Source organism: Pseudomonas sp. WS 5078 (genome assembly GCF_012985745.1).
In the GTDB taxonomy this organism is placed as follows: Bacteria; Pseudomonadota; Gammaproteobacteria; order Pseudomonadales; family Pseudomonadaceae; genus Aquipseudomonas; species Aquipseudomonas lundensis_A.
The window spans coordinates 40105-57047 of sequence record NZ_JAAQWX010000006.1; the positions used below are offsets into that span (position 1 = coordinate 40105).

Annotated in this window: 13 protein-coding genes and 3 pseudogenes; 10 read left to right on the top strand and 6 right to left on the bottom strand. The window is 54.8% G+C overall.

Annotated features, from left to right (window positions below; translation table 11 throughout):
* The first annotated feature begins 1 nt into the window (after position 1).
* Entirely contained in the window at positions 2-526 is a 525-nt protein-coding gene (locus tag HBN68_RS10075; protein ID WP_047283157.1) for a single-stranded DNA-binding protein, read from the top strand.
* A gap of 73 nt (positions 527-599) precedes the next feature.
* Here the strand turns inward: HBN68_RS10075 and HBN68_RS10080 are convergent.
* A pseudogene (locus HBN68_RS10080) lies at positions 600-1402 on the bottom strand (IS3 family transposase); the annotation flags it as partial.
* Between the two features lie 614 nt (positions 1403-2016).
* On the opposite strand from HBN68_RS10080, the pseudogene HBN68_RS10085 reads away from it, so the two are divergent.
* Positions 2017-2503 (top strand): annotated as a pseudogene (locus tag HBN68_RS10085) (Hcp family type VI secretion system effector).
* A complete protein-coding gene (locus HBN68_RS10090; RefSeq protein ID WP_262373501.1) occupies positions 2500-3222 on the top strand; it encodes a DUF4225 domain-containing protein in 723 nt (240 codons plus the stop codon). Before HBN68_RS10085 ends, HBN68_RS10090 begins: the two are co-directional and overlap by 4 nt.
* Before the next feature lie 354 nt (positions 3223-3576).
* Here HBN68_RS10090 and HBN68_RS10095 read toward each other — a convergent pair.
* Both HBN68_RS10095 and HBN68_RS10100 read right to left on the bottom strand, forming a co-directional pair.
* Positions 3577-3841, bottom strand: a pseudogene (locus HBN68_RS10095) (Tn3 family transposase); the annotation flags it as partial.
* Between the two features lie 82 nt (positions 3842-3923).
* Positions 3924-4814, bottom strand: coding sequence for a LysR substrate-binding domain-containing protein (locus HBN68_RS10100; RefSeq protein ID WP_070411080.1), 891 nt, complete (start codon positions 4812-4814; stop codon positions 3924-3926).
* A gap of 167 nt (positions 4815-4981) precedes the next feature.
* On the opposite strand from HBN68_RS10100, the gene HBN68_RS10105 reads away from it, so the two are divergent.
* The 3 genes from HBN68_RS10105 (at position 4982) to HBN68_RS10115 (ending at position 8919) form a co-directional block, all read left to right on the top strand.
* A complete protein-coding gene (locus tag HBN68_RS10105; protein WP_169963909.1) occupies positions 4982-6073 on the top strand; it encodes a 4-oxalomesaconate tautomerase in 1092 nt (363 codons plus the stop codon).
* Positions 6074-6290: 217 nt separating this feature from the next.
* On the top strand, positions 6291-7595 hold the full coding sequence (locus HBN68_RS10110) for a citrate:proton symporter (RefSeq protein ID WP_070411090.1): 1305 nt from the start codon (positions 6291-6293) through the stop codon (positions 7593-7595).
* A gap of 70 nt (positions 7596-7665) precedes the next feature.
* Complete coding sequence (locus tag HBN68_RS10115) at positions 7666-8919, top strand: OprD family porin (protein WP_169963911.1); 1254 nt, start codon at positions 7666-7668, stop codon at positions 8917-8919.
* Between the two features lie 84 nt (positions 8920-9003).
* On the opposite strand, the gene HBN68_RS10120 is transcribed toward HBN68_RS10115, so the two are convergent.
* On the bottom strand, positions 9004-10194 hold the full coding sequence (locus tag HBN68_RS10120) for an MFS transporter (RefSeq protein ID WP_169891939.1): 1191 nt from the start codon (positions 10192-10194) through the stop codon (positions 9004-9006).
* Positions 10195-10303: 109 nt separating this feature from the next.
* Between HBN68_RS10120 and HBN68_RS10125 the strand changes: the two genes are divergently transcribed.
* The 4 genes from HBN68_RS10125 (at position 10304) to HBN68_RS10140 (ending at position 15450) form a co-directional block, all read left to right on the top strand.
* Positions 10304-11209 carry a LysR substrate-binding domain-containing protein gene (locus HBN68_RS10125; protein ID WP_169891937.1) on the top strand — a complete coding sequence of 302 codons (906 nt, stop codon included), beginning with the start codon at positions 10304-10306 and terminating at the stop codon, positions 11207-11209.
* Between the two features lie 174 nt (positions 11210-11383).
* Positions 11384-13498, top strand: a complete 2115-nt coding sequence (locus tag HBN68_RS10130; RefSeq protein WP_169963913.1) for a mechanosensitive ion channel family protein — start codon at positions 11384-11386, stop codon at positions 13496-13498.
* Between the two features lie 145 nt (positions 13499-13643).
* Positions 13644-14528 carry a sugar nucleotide-binding protein gene (locus HBN68_RS10135; RefSeq protein WP_169963915.1) on the top strand — a complete coding sequence of 295 codons (885 nt, stop codon included), beginning with the start codon at positions 13644-13646 and terminating at the stop codon, positions 14526-14528.
* Positions 14521-15450: an NAD-dependent epimerase/dehydratase family protein gene (locus HBN68_RS10140; RefSeq protein WP_169963917.1), complete on the top strand. Its 930-nt coding sequence runs from the start codon at positions 14521-14523 to the stop codon at positions 15448-15450. Before HBN68_RS10135 ends, HBN68_RS10140 begins: the two co-directional genes overlap by 8 nt.
* Positions 15451-15509: 59 nt before the next feature.
* Here HBN68_RS10140 and HBN68_RS10145 read toward each other — a convergent pair whose 3' ends face one another.
* Together HBN68_RS10145 and HBN68_RS10150 are read right to left on the bottom strand one after the other, a co-directional pair.
* On the bottom strand, positions 15510-16208 hold the full coding sequence (locus HBN68_RS10145) for an OmpW family outer membrane protein (RefSeq protein WP_169963919.1): 699 nt from the start codon (positions 16206-16208) through the stop codon (positions 15510-15512).
* A 203-nt stretch (positions 16209-16411) separates the two neighbouring features.
* On the bottom strand, positions 16412-16942 hold the full coding sequence (locus HBN68_RS10150; protein ID WP_094992123.1) for a DUF3299 domain-containing protein: 531 nt from the start codon (positions 16940-16942) through the stop codon (positions 16412-16414).
* Position 16943 lies beyond the last annotated feature (1 nt).

Below are 16943 nucleotides of genomic sequence, written 5' to 3' on the forward strand. Positions count from 1 at the left end.
TATGGCCCGTGGGGTTAACAAAGTTATATTGGTCGGCACATGCGGCCAGGATCCCGAAGTTCGCTACTTGCCTAACGGTAATGCCGTGACCAACCTGAGTCTGGCAACCAGCGAACAGTGGACTGACAAGCAAACCGGCCAGAAAGTTGAAAAGACGGAATGGCACCGTGTATCGATGTTCGGCAAAGTGGCCGAAATTGCTGGCGAATACCTGCGTAAGGGTTCGCAGGTGTACATCGAAGGCAAGCTGCAAACCCGTGAGTGGGAAAAAGACGGTATTAAGCGTTACACCACTGAAATTGTGGTTGATATGCAAGGCACCATGCAGCTCTTGGGTGGCCGTCCACAAGGCGACCAGCAAAACCAGGGTGGCGGTAACAACTATCAGCAATCCGCACCGCGTCAGCAGGCTCAACGCCCTGCACCGCAGCAGCAGCCACAGCGCGAGTCGCGTCCGGCGCCGCAACAGCAGGCACCGCAACCTGCTCCGGATTTCGACAGCTTTGATGACGATATCCCGTTCTAGCCTGCATAAGACTATTTTGTAAGGTTTAGACACGAAGCCCCCGCTATCCGGGGGCTTCGTGTTTTATGAAGGTTAATAGCGCATCAATGGTCAAAACACTGGCATCTGCGACTTCATTGACCAGCCAACGACCCAACGAGAAAACAGATCCAGCACCACCGCCAAATGCAGCCAGCCTTCATACGTACGAATGTAAGTGATGTCGGTGACCCAAACTTTGTTGGGGTCTACGACATCGAACTGGCGCTTCAGTAAAATTGGGTGAGGCGACCGCAGGCTTGCCGCCGTATTTGCCAGGACGGCGGCGATACCCTTTCTGAGAGCGCAGACCTTTAAGACGCATCAGCCTCGCCACACGATGCCGACCACAATCCTCACCGACTTCGCGCAGATCGTCATGGGCGTTGCGATAGCCATAAACGCCGCCGCTCTCCAGCCACGAATGCCTGATCAAACCCAATAATCGCTGATCGTCTTTAGCGCGTGCAGATTGCGGTTCGGATAACCAAGCGTAATAACCACTGGGATGGACTTTCAGCGTCAGGCAGAGCCGTCGAATCGAATAGTCGCCCGCTCGCTGCTTGATAAAGGCGTACTTCAACCGCACTCCTTGGCAAAGTACGCGGCGGCCTTTTTTAAGATGTCTCGCTCTTCGGTGACACGCTTGAGTTCGGCTCGTAGACGACGCAGTTCAGCGTGCTGATCGTCGTCTTGCTGCCGTTCTGCTTGAGGTTTGCTGTAGCGCTTTATCCAGGCATAGAGGCTATGCGTCGACACACCAAGGTGTGCTGCCACATCAGCGACACGCAGCTTCTTTTCGGTCACTTGATTGACCGCTTGGATTTTGAATTCTTCGGGATAACGTGGGTTGCTCATGGCACCTCCTGATTGGCCTCAGTTTAAGGCATGGAGGTGTCTACGAAACCCGGGGCTATTCACAGAGCCTAGTTAGCCTGGTCGGTGAGCGCATCATCGCCAGCGTTGGCTCCAACGCCAAATGCCAGCAAATGACCAAAGCAGATCCACTGAAGCGAGTGAAGAAGGCAATCCTCAGGAATGTCGCGGCTCGCCTCGCCGCAAGTGTGCTGATGACGATATCGTGTCGCTGATCGGTACCCGGTTCGATGAGTCCGTGCAGCGCGAGCGGAAAATGTCTGAGCGCGGCGAGAGCGCCTTTGAGGTGCTGAATCTCGCCGCCGATGCGGGCGGGTACGACTGGGTACTTAGCCCTATCGCTGAAATGACCACCATGGACGTGTTCAGCTAGATCGGCCAGGTGATGGGGTTTGGGGAGTAGCGGAACAGAAAGTGCACTTAAGCTCGGATACCCTAGTTTCGCGACCTGCCCACAGACTTACCAGGCCAGATTTTTCACGGAGCCGCCGTCGGATCCAAGTTCGAAATACTTCGTTTAGCTTTTCAGAGATGCCCTACAGCACACCTGAAACCCTTGTAATAGGATATTTGGCGACTAAAAAGGAGTATCACGTATGGCTAACCACGGTTACATGACCATCACCGGCAAGGCTCAAGGACTGATTTCGGCGGGTTGTTCAACCCAAGACTCTATTGGCAACAAATGTCAGAGCGGACATACCGACGAAATCATGGTGCTGTCTTACACCCACAACATGGTCAACATCGGAAATATTAATAAGCCAACACATAGTCCAATCATTATCACCAAAAACGTTGATAAAGCTTCACCGCTCCTCGCTCAAGCACTCTCAACTAGAGAAGAAATAAACTGTACAATTAGTTTTTATCGAGTGTCTTCTTTCGGCATGCAGGAAAAATTCTATTCAGTATCGATCAATGGCGGGGTTATTGCCGATCTGACACTTGAGCATGCCTCATGCTATTTTGCAAAGCGACGCAGAAACTCAAGAGCATATTTCTATTCGGTACCGAGATATCACGTGGACCCACCACGCTGCAGGCACCAGCGGATATAGCACGTGGGGAAATAACGAATGAAACCAACAAGCGAAAGTTGCATGCTTGGTAGCTGTGATTATTGGATGATTAGCCAAGCCGCCGCAAAGTTGGGTAGTCAAGCCAGCACATTAGGCGCTAGGCATATAAAAGATGGAACGCTGCGCCTGCAATTCAACAGAGAGGTTTCTTATTACGCCAGAGGCATTGTTAATGATGTCTCGCGGGGTAATAAAAGCGCTGAGCAAGGACTAAAAGAGTTAAAGGATGAGCAAAACAGTCTGCTAAGCCAGGCAAGAGACGTTGCCTTACGAGGAGCAGGCGTGATCTCGGGAGCGCTTCAGTTTGCTGCGGGCGCTGGGATTTGCTACGCCTCCGTGGGCACACTTTGCCTTTTCGCGGGTGCGCCTATGATGCTCAACGGTCCTAATAACATCTATGAAAGCGGGCGCAATCTTTTCGAGAATCGTTCCGATACCATAGGGCCACTGAGAACGGTATATCGCGCCGCTTCTGGAATGCTGGGGAAAGGTAATTGTGAGGCCGATGTGGCCTATGGAATGGTTGACTTAAGTTCGTCAGCCTACGGCATAGGCAGAATGGTATTAAAGCCCGATTCCTGGCGTTTGTTTAGATACGTGAATACGGATTATATTAGGGCATACCGGCAAGCTTCCGTCCATGGTTTCGCTTTCGATAGATTTATGGATATCCAGAACGTAAAAAATATGTATGACACATGCCACCCTTCTAATGAATAACTTTATATTTTATTCGGCTTTCGTGCTGCTTACGGCCTTATTGTACTGGCCTGCGTTTTGGGCAAGCTTCGCGTTTTCAGGCAGCCGCTTCTCCCTGATAAAATTTTGGGGTGCACTGATTTATACTGTCCTATGCGCCTCTATTCACGGTTTTTTTTTGCGAGATAGCACGTTACCGTTTATGGGGTATGTAGATAACTCTGTAATGGGCTGGCTATCCCTTGTAATGATATTTGTCCACGTGTGTACCATTCCAGTTAATTGGGAGCGAAAACGCTGGTTTTTACGAAAGTAAACTCACACCGAATCGATACCCATCTAGGAGGATGTTTCAAAGAAGCGTCCTGGTTATCCTCACAGGTCATCGTCCGGATTACGCAGTGGCGGCAGCTCACCTCTGGCGACCTCTTCTGGTACCGCGGGAGTACCGTCCTAACATATTGATGTGCTCGAAGATCAGCGGCGACAGCCGAGCCAGATCCTCGTCCAGCACCGGGTAACCATGCTGCTTTAGCCGCTCTACGGCGGCCGTCATGTAGAGGGTGTTCTACAGCACGATGATGTTCACCACCAAGCCCAAGGCGCCGAGCTGATCCTCCTGACCTTCGCGGTAGCGCTGGTTGTGCATTTCCTTGGCGCTGAAGTAAGCGCCCACCTCCATCACGACGTCTGCGGTAATACCCGTCGCTTTGGTCAGAGACTTATTGAGGCCACTGCTCAAGCAAGATCGAGACGAACTTTTCTGCCGCCGGAGACAGAGAGGCACCTCTGCGATAAACCAGTCCCAATGAGCGATTTACCACCGGATCAATTAAGGGGACGCTGACCAGTGTTGGATGATCGCCAGAAGGCATTGCAAGACTGGGCATCACCGATACACCAAGCCCTGCTTCTACTAAACCCAATGAAGTTGAAAGGTGCTGGACTTCGTAAAACCACGTCGGCCGCCAGCTTGAACTCGACAAGGCGTGGTCTAAAAGCATGCGGTTTCCGCTTAATCGACCTACGCCAATCAACCGATACTCACTGAGTTGCGACCACTTTACAGACGCGCAATTGGCCAGCTTATGGTCGCGTCTGCATGCCAAAACAAACGGTTCATTCACTAAGGTCACAAACTCGATGTCCGGGTGCTGGCCACTCATCATGTTGATGCCAAAATCGGCTTCGCCACGCAGTACTGCTTCCAGACCGTCGTTGGCGCTCAGGTCTAACAGGCGAATATGGATTTTAGGATAACGCTCGTTGTAGAGGCGGATCACTGAAGGCAAAAAATAGAAGGCTGCCGTGGGGATACAGGCAAGGGTGACACGACCACTTTGCCGTTCCGCTAACTCCCGAATATTAAGAATCGAGTCATCAAAGTCGTCGAGCAGTCTGCGTGCTTTGGGTAAAAAATCGCGGCCTACGCTCGTCAGGCTGACTTTGCGTGTGGTTCGATCAAGCAGGGCAGTGCCCAACCCCTCTTCAAGCTTTTTTATTCGACGACTTAACGCTGGCTGAGAAAGATGAAGTGCGTCAGCCGCTTCGTGAAAACTGCCAAGCTCTGCAATTTTAACGAAAGAGCGAATGTCTTGGAGTTCGTATTCCATAAAGTTCTCTCGCTAGAAAGGCCTGCTTCACCGGAAGTGGCTGGAATTTATTATTTTGTGAAACGCAATAATGACTCAATTCTTTGCATTGGAATCACTATTGCTTCCCTGTCACTCTCTTCGCAAGGAAATAATTCATTAAGTTAATTTAAAAAGAGTTACTAATTATGCAGCGTGTTCCATGCGTTCTAATGCGCGGCGGTACTTCGAAGGGGGCGTTTTTTCTTTCTCATGATCTACCCGAGTCAATTACGGAACGGGATGAGTTACTGCTTTCGTTGATGGGGTCTGGTCACGAGTTGGAGATAGATGGGATTGGTGGGGGTAGTCCTCAGACAAGTAAGGTTGCCATCGTCAGCCCTTCACTCCACCCGGATGCAGATGTCGATTACCTTTTTGTCCAAGTGATGGTCTCAACGCGCCGCGTGGATACGACGCCTAACTGCGGCAATATGCTCTGTGCAGTTGGCCCGTTTGCTATTGAGCAAGGCCTGGTTAAACCCAGCGGTCCTACAACCCGGGTGCGTATCCGTAACCTGAACACCCATACGTTTGTGATGGCTGAAGTGCAGACGCCTCAAGGCAAGGTGACTTATGAAGGGGAGACCGCCATTGATGGTGTGCCAGGTAGCGCGGCGGCTGTTCACCTGACGTTCCTTGATGCTGCAGGCAGCAAGACAGGCGCACTTTTCCCGACAGGCAATGTTCAAGACGTATTTGACGGCATTCCCGTGACCTGCATCGACATGGCCATGCCGATGGTGATCGTCGAGGCTCGACACATGGGCAAGCAAGGTGATGAGTCGCCTGTAGAGCTCGATGCCGATACGACATTTCTGCACCGTTTAGAAACCATACGCCTGCGTGCTGGCGCGGCAATGGGGTTAGGCGATGTGAGTGACCGGGTGATTCCAAAACCCGTGTTGATTGCGCCAGCCAAAGCAGGTGGAGCGCTTCTAGTCAGGTATTTCATGCCTCACGCCTGCCATCGTGCATTGGCCATCACCGGCTCGATTGGTCTGGCCACAGCTTGTGTTAGCCAAGGTAGCGTGGCAGCACAACTGCTGGGTAAGGCTTGCAAGCCACGTCAGCAAGACGTGCGCATAGAACACCCAAGCGGTGGTATCGACGTCAGGTTGTCTTATACAGGCATGAGCGGCGAAATTATTTGCGCTTCTGTTGTAAGAACAGCGCGCAGGTTGTTTTCCGGGTACGTGTATGCCTCTCCCTTACGAAAACGAGCGAGTCAGTTTAATTAAGGTCGCGTTTTATAGAGCCGCATCAAACAACACTAAAAGAGGTGATGCCATGAATATCATTCATTCGCTGAGTGATGGGCCTGTAATTATGTACCGCTGTATAACGTCCATACAGTTCATGATGGGCACGCCTACTGAGCAGGGGCTCAATAACAGTTAGACGCCGCTTAGTACTTAGACGTCGATTACTTCATCTATAACAATAAGAGAATACTCTATGCTCGCCTTCCTGGGGTTGGCCATGGTGGTTGTGTTCACGTTCCTGATCATGACCAAGCGCCTGTCACCGATAGTTGCCTTGACACTGGTTCCGCTTGTATTTGCGCTGATTGGAGGTTTCGGCGGTACAACCGGAAAGATGATGCTGGACGGCGTGAAAATGGTCGCGCCTTCGGCTGCATTATTGTTATTTGCCATTCTTTTCTTTGGCGTGATGATTGATGCAGGCCTGTTTGACCCGTTGATCCGCAAAATCCTGAAACGGGTTAATGGTGACCCGATGAAGATTGCTGTGGGCACTGCACTGTTGTCATTGACCGTTGCGCTGGATGGGGACGGCACGACCACGTACATGATCACCTGCGCTGCAATGTTGCCCTTATACAAGCGTATTGGTATGAACCCCATGATCCTCGGCATCATTGCGATGTTGTCACTGAGCATCATGAGCGGTATGACCCCGTGGGGCGGCCCGGCCACGCGAGCGATAGCGGCGCTGGGGCTTGATGCGGGGGAATATTTCATCCCGTTATTGCCCACCATGATCGGTGGTGCATTCTGGGTTGTATTCACCGCCTTCCTATTGGGACGGGGAGAACGCAAACGTATTGGCAATGTGCTTTTACCAAGCGGTGGTAGCGACTGTTACATCAAAGCCATCCTGAACGATACCCCGCATAAGCGCCCCCGGCTGGCCTACATCAACTTGATGCTGGTCATCGCCGTTATGACTGCTTTGGTAATGGGGCTGATGCACTCTGCCATCCTGTTTTTGATCGGGTTTGTGTGTGCATTAATGATCAATTACCCACAACTGGATATACAAAAAGAGCGCCTTCTCGCCCACTCCGGCAACGCCATGACGGTGGTTGTGCTGGTATTGGGTGCCGGTATATTTGCGGGGATTTTCTCAGGCACCAAGATGGTTGATGCCTTGGCACAAACGTTAGTGGAGTGGATCCCGCCCGACTGGGGCCATCTGTTTCCTCTTATTGTGGCCATCACCAGCATGCCGCTGACCTTTGTCCTGTCCAATGACGCGTATTACTTCGGCGTTGTCCCCATCCTTGCCAATGCGGCAGCTATCTACGGCATTAGCCCCCTGGAAATTGCACGGGCCTCAATTTTGGGCCAGCCCGTTCATTTGATGAGCCCTCTGGTCGCCTCTACGTTGCTGCTGATGGGCATGCTCGACTGCCATATCGGTGATTTTCAGAAAGCAGCGTGCAAGTGGGCGGTTCTCACTTCGCTCGTTGTGACCGCTATCGCACTTCTAACGGGCGCGTTGACGCTTTGGGTCTGATGTTTTTCGCCTAACAACCCATTCGGGTTGCAGACCCGGTGCAGCGCCAATAATAAAAAAGAGTCGTGCCATGAAAAAAATTTTACTGCGTGGTGTCCTTGCGACGTCCCTGAGTGCTTTACCGATAATTACTTCAAACGCTACGGAGTTTATTGAAGGGAGCCATTTGAAGCTTCAATTACGAAACATTTACTTCAACGAAAATTTCCGGGATGAGAACGGACTGAGCCCCCGCGCTGTTAAAAACGCGAAGAGTGAGCGAACAGAGTGGGCTCAAGGTTTTTTAGTAGACTTCAAGTCCGGTTTTACGCCGGGCACGATTGGATTTGGAATAGATGCATTAGGTCTGGCAGGTTTCAAGCTGGACTCTGGCAGAGGGCGCAGTGGCACCGGTTTGCTTGCAGTGCATTCAGATGGACAAGCCGCCGATGAATTCTCCAGCCTGGGAGTCGCGGGTAAAATCCGCTTTGCGCAGTCCACCGTCCAACACGGATCTGTATTGCCCAAGACACCGGTATTGATCTACAACGATGCGCGCCTTTTACCTCAGTCTTATCAGGGAACACTGTTCACTAGCACCGACATCGATAATTTGACACTGTCGGGGGGGCGCCTGAATCAATTCAAGTTAAGGGACTCCTCGGATAGCCGTTCGATTACACCGAACGGTTTCACGGGGCGAGGCTCAACATTCTCATACATAGGCGGCGAATACACACTGAGTGAACATACCCGTTTGGGGTACTTCTACGGGCAGTTGGATAACTTTTACAGGCAGCATGTCGCCTCAGTTCAGCACGACCGGCCATGGGGAGCTGGCGTATTAACGACCGATTTACGTTATTTCCGTAGTGTCGGCGCCGGTACACAGAAGGCAGGCGAAATTGACAATACCCTGCTCAGTAGCCTGCTGAGCTACTCAATCGCAGGCCATCGAGTGAGCGCCGGTTATCAAGTACTCAATGGCCAGGCCGATTTACCGTACATCACGGGTGCGACCGTCTATTCCTTCAGCAACGCCGGAATAGGTAAGTTCATTCATGAAGATGAAAGGACTTGGATGCTCAGTTATGGGTATGACTTTTCAAGGGTGGGCATGCCGGGCTTGACGCTATCGGGTCGCTATTTGAGTGGAAAAAATAGCAAGGCTGGATCTGCGCAGTTGCACGAACATGAGCGCGACGCAGAGCTGGCGTATGTTGTACAAAGCGGGCCACTTAAAGGCGTGGGCTTAAAAGTTCGAAATTATGTATACCGTTCTGATGTTGCCAGAGGCAGGGACAGTAATCGTCTTTACCTTACTTACGATATCGCGCTGTGGTAAACCCGATGGCTCTGTCAGGTCTTGCCAGGCACATCAGTTTTCAAAAAGCTCACCGCCGTTCAGGGATGAGCTTTTTAACCGCGCTTAACGACGTCGCATCAACAGGACAGCAAGCACAATTGCGACGCCAGCAATACCCGTTGAAATGACTCCCAGAGACTCCAGCCCATAATGCCGAATCCCCAGGCCGCCGATGATTGCGCCTAACCCGATACCCGCATTGGCGGCTGAAATGTTCATCGTCGCGGCCAATGCCTGAGCTTTCGCCCCCGCCCGCATGACCCGGACCTGGCAAATCGGGAACAGTGCGGTATAGGCAATGCCCCACACGGCCAGCGCGACAATCAAGCCTGTGTGTTGTGCCGCCAATGGCGTGGCAGCCAGCATGCCTGCCGCAAGCAGACAGAGAAATACCACGCTTGAGCCCAGTGGGCTGTGATCTACCATGCGCCCACCGATGTGGTTGCCAAGCATGCCGACGGCGCCAAAGCCCATTAGCCACCAACCCACATGACCTGGCGAAATACCCGCGAGACTTTCGAGGGTATCTGCGAGGTAGGTGTAGGCCGTGAACATGGCTGTGAAGGTCAGAACAGACAGCGCGACATGGGCGATAAAGCGTGGGTCTTTGAAAATGAGCGTTTGTTTTTCACCCTGATTGCGCTGGGGCGCGCCGGGCAAAGTTGGCATATAGCTGCGCATAAGCCCGGCGATTAACAGGCAGAGGGCGGCCAACATCCAGAAGCTGCCACGCCAGCCAATGGCGTCCGCCGCCAGCGTGCCCAGCGGGATGCCGAAAACAAGGGCTGCTGAAATACCCATGTACACGTTCGCCACCGCTTTCCCAGCATTAGCCGGGCCAGCGAGTTGGCCGGCTGTTTCACTTGCCGTGCCCCAGAAAACGGGCAAAAGCAGTGCAGGAACAAACCTCGCAATCGCCAAGATCCAGATATTGGCGGACACCGCTGCCAGCGCATTCGACGCGGCAAACACCAGCAAGATAAAGGTGAACAACTTCCTGCGGTCAATATGGGCCAGTCGCGCCGTCAGAATCGGACCGAACAGCATCACCGTGAAGGCAAATAACGTCACCAACTGGCCTGCGAGCGTAACCGAGACATTCAAGTCCCGCGCCAACGCAGGCAAGAGGCCGATGATCAGAAACTCGGTGGTCACAATCACAAAGGCTGCAATGGCCATAATGGCGATTTGAACTGCCGTGTGTGAAGACGTTGTAGGAGCGGCCGTGGAATGGGCCTGAGGTGAAGAGGGCATGGGGAGACGCTCTAAAAAAACAGTGCGTTAGCTTATTGGAGAAATAAATTCAGATTGCGGCTATAAACTACGCAATCAGATGAATTCAATTCCCCAATATCGAGGCGCGATGTTTTCTTCAGAACGGTTAAAAGGGCTGGACGTTTTCGTGTCTGTTGCTGAAACCGGTAGCTTTACAGGTGCTGCTGAGCGTTTGAACCTTACGCGTTCGGCCATTAGCAAAGCCATCGCCCGGCTGGAATCACGGCTGGACACCCGACTGTTCACTCGAACCACCCGCACGTTGTCGCTGACTGATGCAGGTGTGAGGTTTTACCGAACCTGCACCCATGTGCTGGGTGAGCTGGAGGAAGCGGAGTTATCCCTGCATGCGCACAGCACCGAGCCCATGGGCCGTGTGCGCATCGACTTGCCCGCCGCCTATGGTCGCCTTCATGCGCTGGGGGCCATTTTGCGCTGTGCGCGCGAACATGGGTTGCTGCAGCCGCATATTTCGTTTTCGGACCGTTATGTGGACCCGGTTGAAGAGGACATCGACATTGTCGTGCGTATAGGCGGGCCGGACCTGCTGTCGCAAGCGTTGGGCCGACGTTATCTGGGGACCGAGCGCCTGGTGTTTTGTGCCTCGCCCGATTATTTGCTCCGCCAAGGCGTTCCTCGGACTGAGCAGGATTTGCAGCACCACCATTGCGTGATGTATGGCCGCGCGGACGGGAGCGTCAACCCATGGTGGTTCGCCGGGGCGCACGGTGGTCGGGAGCGCCGGATGTTGCCCGCGCACATCGCTATTGGTGATGGCGAGGGGCAAGCCGCTGCGGTGCTGGCTGGACACGGCATCGCCCAGCTGCCGACCTGGTTGGTGCAAGACGCGCTGGCGCAGGGAACACTGGTGCAAGTGTTGGCACATCTGGCTACGGACGGATCGCCCATCCATTTGCTGTGGCTCAAGCGCCGCCAATCCCAAGCCAAGGTCAGCGTATTGCTGGACGCGTTAGGGGCGGCGTTGACGGCGTAAAACGCTATCGAAGGGTTTCTCTGAGTGATCTGTAAGAAGGTTTTCTGGCGAAGGTGCGAAGTCTTCCAAGTGATTGACTACGCTGTAACCAGAAAATAGCAAGGCAACTGAAATCGAACTTCGCTGAACCCTATCGATCAGTTGACTACAGACGTCCAGGAGGTCACCCCGGTTTTGTCTCATTTCAAACCCGTATTTTTGCTTTTCATCCTGTTGCTCACAGGCATTGGATTCGCGCAGGCAGCCCCTACGCTGTCGTCCGTTATCAAAGCTGAGGAAACCGACGGCAAGCCGCCCGTATTGGTGGACGGCGGATTGCTTGGCGCTTTGGGTGCTGGCATGGATGAAATGCAAGGCCAGCTCGGGCTGAGCGTGCACGTGTTCGATACCTGGCGCTTGCGCACCGAGCGGGCGGCCGATGAGGTCGGTGTCTTGCTGGAGCAGGCCTCGACCCATCCCTCCTGGAGCGGGGTAGGAGATTTCCTGTGGTTATCCGCGGTGTGGATAGGCGTCTTTGCTGCCGCGATGGTTGGCGGGCGTCTGGTGGCGCGTCATGTGAGCGCGACCCGGCCCCTGAGGAATCGTCCCCGCCTGCAGACGCTAACCCGCTACATGGTTGCTTATCTGATCCCGGCGTTGATTGCCTTGCCGGTCACGCTGTACGCGAGCCGCTTTCTGCAGGATTCCATGGGCCGTTCGCTGGCACTGAGCCTTTCGTATGCCAGCAGCGCCGGCGTCTTTTGCGCGGCTCTGGTGCTGTCACTGAGCGCCATGTTTTATGTCGGCCACAAGCGACGGGCCGTGGAAATCATTCGTCGCTACTCGATGCGCCCCTTGTTCCTGATCGGCTTTTTTGCTGCGTTCAGCGATGCAATGAACAGTCCGCAAATCGCCCCACAACTCGGGGGCAACCTTGCCAGTTGCCTGTCGGTGGTTACGGGATTAATCGCCTGTTTCATTTTTGCCTTTTTGGCCATCAAGCTGAGGCGTCCAGTGGCGCACCTGATCCGCGACCGTGCGCTGGCGCAGCGCTTGGGGCAGCCAGCGCTTCAAGAGTCGTTGCGTATTTTCTCTGTGCTCTGGTACTGGCCGATCCTGCTGATGCTTCTGGTTTCGATGCTTAATTTGATTGGCGTGGGTGAGGGCAGCGAGCAGGCGTTACGCAACGCGTTACTGACCTCCGGGCTGTTGATCGGCACCGTGTTCCTGAGCACGATTTTGCATCACTGGTTCAGTACCCATGCCAGCCGTAACGGTGCGTACCGGGAGCGTTTGATGACCGTGCTGTACGCGCTGTTGCGTATCGCGCTGGCCGTGACATTCATTGAGCTGCTGGCGCAAATCTGGGGCTTCTCGCTGTTGGCGTTTGCGTCTGATAGTAATACCGGCAAGGTCATTAGCGATTCCCTCGGGCATATCCTGTTGATCCTGCTGGTGACGTGGCTGACCTGGGTGGTGCTGGACACAGCGATTCAACAAGCCCTGCAGCCCAACACCAACCGGCGGGGCACGCGGGAGCCAAGCACGCGAATCAAGACCATCCTGCCGCTGATGCGCAATGCCATCAAAGTGATTCTGGTGGTGGTCTGCACCATTACCACAATGGCCAATCTTGGGGTAAACGTTGCGCCGTTTCTGGCCGGAGCCGGGGTGATCGGTCTGGCGATCGGTTTTGGTTCACAGCAATTGGTTCAGGATGTAATCACCGGCCTGTTCATCATTATTGAAGACACCATTTCGGTCGGTGACTGGGTTGTGGTCGATGCCAATCACGCGGGCACCGTGGAAGGCCTGACCATCCGCACCTTGCGTTTGCGTGACAGCCGCGGCTTCGTGCACTCGGTGCCCTTCGGCCAGATCAAGGCCGTGGTCAACCATTCCCGTCAGTTCGCCTATGCGTTCTTTTCTGTGCAATTCACTTACGCCACGGACATCGACAAAGCCACCGACCTGATTCGCGAAGCGGGGCGCCAGATCAGTGATGACCCACTGCTAAGCCTCAGCCTGCAAGGTTCGCTGACCGTGTTCGGGGTCGATAGCATGAACCTCGATGGCGTGACCGTTACGGCGCAATTTCGCACCATGTCCGGTGCACAAAGCACCATCACACGTGCCTTTAACGATCGCTTGAAAAAGCTTGTGGATAAGTCTGAGGACGTTCACTTTGCGCAAACCTATCCACAGGCGTTGCTTGCCCCCCTGAACGCGCTTGCCCCGTCTCAGGCAGCGCAGGCAGCGCCCCATCGACCGACGTTGGTACTGAGCGATGAACCACCGTCATCGCTATAAACGGTGTAGGACGCTGATGCAGTTTGTCAGTGACGACACGCACAGAAACCCGCAAAATGCGGGGGTCTTGATCATGGCCAACGGCTTGTACGGTTGGTTTTCTGGTATACATCACCGTTCTGAATAGACTGAGCCTGCACACTCTATGCGAATGCGCCTTATGTTGTTGGGCGGCGGAAATGCTCTCGGGCAGGCGCTGATTCGTCTGGGTGCCGAGGAAGACATCAACTTCCTGGCCCCGCGTCCGCCGCAAGACGGTTGGGATGCTGCGAGTCTGACCCAACTGCTCGATGACACCCGACCGGACGCCGTCATCAATCTTGCCTACTACTTCGACTGGTTTCAGGCGCAGTCTGTCAGCGAGTCTCGCCTGACTGCCCAGGAGCGCGCTGTCGAGCGTCTGGCCGAACTGTGCCAGCACCACGGCATCACGCTAATACAGCCTTCCAGCTACCGCGTGTTCGATGGCTCCCGGGCCACTGCTTACAGCGAGAAAGACGAGCCTGTCCCGCTGGGCTTGCGCGGCCAGGCCTTATGGCGCATTGAGCAAACGGTGCGGGCGATTTGCCCGCAGCACGTCTTGCTGCGTTTTGGCTGGCTGCTTGATGACAGCCCGGATGGCGCGTTGGGGCGCTTTCTGGCCCAGGCTGAAAAACCGGGGGAATTGCTGATGGCCGATGACCGTCGCGGCAATCCCACCCCGGTCGATGACGCAGCCCGGGTGATTATCTCGGTGCTCAAACAACTCGACTGTGCGGCGCCGTTGTGGGGCACCTATCACTACGCCGGTCACGAGGCCACCACGCCGCTGGCACTGGGGCAGGCCATTCTGACCGAGGCGCGCAATCTGCACCCGCTGGCCATTGAAGCGCCGACGCCTCAAGCGCACGCCGCGCGCCCCGATGCCGCCGAGGAACCGCAGCATGCGGTGCTGGCGTGCAAAAAAATTCTGCATACCTTCGGGATCAAGCCCCGCGCCTGGCGCGCTGGCATCCCGGCCCTACTGGACAGGTTTTATCGTCATGGCTGATGCCCCCATTCTCGTAACCGGCGGTGCCGGGTTTATTGGTTCTAATCTGGTCGATGCATTGCTGGCCAAAGGCTACGCAGTGCGCATCCTGGATGACCTTTCCACCGGCAAGCGCAGCAACCTGCCTCTGGACAACTCCAGGGTTGAACTGATCGAAGGTGATGTGGCTGATGCCGCGTTGGTCGCCAAAACCATGGCCGGCTGCCGTGCCGTGGTGCACCTGGCGGCAGTGGCGTCGGTGCAGGCATCGGTGGATGACCCCGTACGCACTCACCAGAGCAATTTTGTCGGCACCTTGAACGTCTGCGAAGCCATGCGCGAAGCGGGCGTCAAACGCGTGGTCTTTGCGTCCAGTGCAGCGGTCTATGGCAACAACGGCGAAGGCGAGTCAATTGTTGAAGACACAGCTAAAGCGCCGCTCACCCCGTATGCTTCGGACAAACTGTCGAGCGAATACTATCTGGACTTCTACCGTCGCCAGCACGGTCTGGAGCCGGTGATTTTCCGCTTCTTCAACATCTTCGGGCCGCGTCAGGATCCCTCTTCGCCGTACTCGGGGGTGATCAGCATTTTCAGTGAACGTGCTGAAAAAGGCCTGCCCATCACCATCTTTGGCGATGGTGAACAAACCCGCGACTTTGTGTATGTGGGCGATTTGGTGAAGATTCTGGTGCAGGCAGTCGAAGCCGGACACGTGGAAGAAGGCGCGGTCAACGTGGGCCTGAACAAAGCCACGACCCTCAAGCAAATGTTGGCCGCTTTGAGCGAAGTGGTCGGCGAGTTGCCACCGATCAGCTACGCCCCGGCGCGCTCCGGTGACATTCGGCATTCGCGTGCTGATAACAGCCGCCTGTTACAGCGTTTCAAGCTGGGCGAGACCACGCCGATGAGTGAAGGCCTGGCGCGTTTGTTGGGTCGCTAATACACGCTGCAAATGAAAAAGGCGCCTCGAAAGGCGCCTTTTTTATGTCCGGGGATTGCTTAGAACTTGTAACCCAGGCCAACCATGTAAACCCATGGATCCACGTCAACGTTGACCTTGGCACGAGTGCCAGGCGCAACGCCGTTGTTTTCTACGGTAGCGCGGGTATCGATGTCGATGTAGCGCGCCTGGGCGTTGATCATGATGTTGTCGGTCAGCATGTAGTCAGCACCGATTTGCCAGGCCATGCCCCACGAGTTTTTTGCTTTGAAGTTATCGAAGCCCGCAGCGCTGGCGCGGCTGCCCACGTGTTCGTCATAAATCCAGGTGTAGTTGATACCGGCACCCACGTACGGTTGGAACGCAGACTTGGAGTCCAGTGGGTAGTACACAACGCTCAAGGTCGGTGGCAAGTGCTTGAGGGTACCCAGTTTGCCGTTGGCCGCGTCCAGGCCGGTGCCTTTGATTTTCACGTCATGCTCGAAGGGGGTCGCGGCCAGCAACTCGATACCGATGTTGTTGGTGACCATGTAGGCAAAGTTGAGACCCAATTGGGTGTCGCTGCTCATGGTTGCCTTGCCGCCCAGATCGCGACCCGCCAGCGGACCCTGATCCACTTTTACGCTGGAGCTGTCGGCTTTCGGGTTAACCGTAATTGCACCGGCACGGACGATAATGTCGCCTTCAGTGTGCGCGTGGGCAAGCGGGGCAACGACGGCAAGGGCAAGTGCCGCTGCGCTGAGCAAAGACTTGTGCATGGGAGCTCCAATTGGATATTTAAAATTTATATAACCAATGGTAATGAGCGCTCCGAGCCACTCTGTTGACCCAGCTCAATGAAACGACGATGGGTTGAAAAATTGTGAAAATTTCGTGAACTAACCCGCAAAGCACCACTCTTTAATCGCTGTCGCGGCCTGCCATTACTGGGCCCGGAAGCCGAGACGGGCGTGACTGGCGATTACTCTGGCAATTCGTACACATAGATTTTCTGTGCGTCCATCTGATACCCGGCATCGGCCAGCTCGCTGCTGCTCGGCTTGACCTGCAACGCGCCTTCGATCCAGTACGGCTGATACAGCTCGTCCAGCTTGACCCCGACTTTACTAGTCACGTGCACGATCTGGTTCGAGGGCGGCGGCGGGACATGGATGCAGGCGCCGAAATACGGCACCAGCAAAAACTCCGTGGTGCGGCCTTCTTCGTTGACCTCCAGGGGCACGATGTACCCCGGCAGACGAATGTTTTGCCCGTCCAGTGCAGGCACTACCGGCGCATTGGGCATGCTCTGCGCCGCCGCAGGCGCTGCCTCGGGGTCAAGATTGCCCAACTGCGACAGGTCATGCATCGGCGCCATCTCCGGCACTTCGGGCGCTGCATCAGGCGGAATCATCTCCGACCACGTCAACTCCTTCGGTTCGGCTGCCCACACAGGGGTTGAAACCATCAGTAACAGGGCTAGCAGTACGCGTGGCAAGACGGACTTTTTCATA